Origin of the sequence: Streptomyces iakyrus, assembly GCF_000717055.1 — a bacterium.
GTDB classification, from domain to species: Bacteria; Actinomycetota; Actinomycetes; order Streptomycetales; family Streptomycetaceae; genus Streptomyces; species Streptomyces iakyrus.
The window spans coordinates 1-356 of the sequence record NZ_JNXI01000116.1 but is presented as its reverse complement, the minus strand read 5'-3'; the positions used below and the strand labels follow the sequence as shown (position 1 = coordinate 356).

Below are 356 nucleotides of genomic sequence, written 5' to 3'. Positions count from 1 at the left end.
AGGCAGGGGTCTCCGCGCGCGGCTGGACGAGGTCGGTCGGGTCTTCGATCATGGCTGCGAGGTTGCGCTGATTGGCGCAGCCGAAATTGTAATACTGCTTGTTCTCGATATAGGACCCGTTGTGGATCGACGGGCCGAGATCCTCCGGCCAGAGACCGCACGGACCGGCGACCGCTTTCATCTTCGGGTAGTTCACGCGGATCGCGGGCATCTGCCGCGGATCCTCGGGATGGTATTTCCGCACGAGGATTCCGCGCGGCGGCACGCCGGCGGCGGTAAAGGTCGCCTGGATCTCGCGCAGCGATTCCTGCGCGGTCCGTGCGTTCGGCGTGTCGGCAGGAACGTCGATGGTGACG

At 65.2% G+C, this 356-nt stretch carries 1 protein-coding gene; it reads right to left on the bottom strand.

Annotated features, from left to right (window positions below; translation table 11 throughout):
* A partial coding sequence (locus OO68_RS48990; protein ID WP_033314740.1) for a CpaD family pilus assembly protein occupies positions 1-356 on the bottom strand: 356 nt, incomplete at both ends.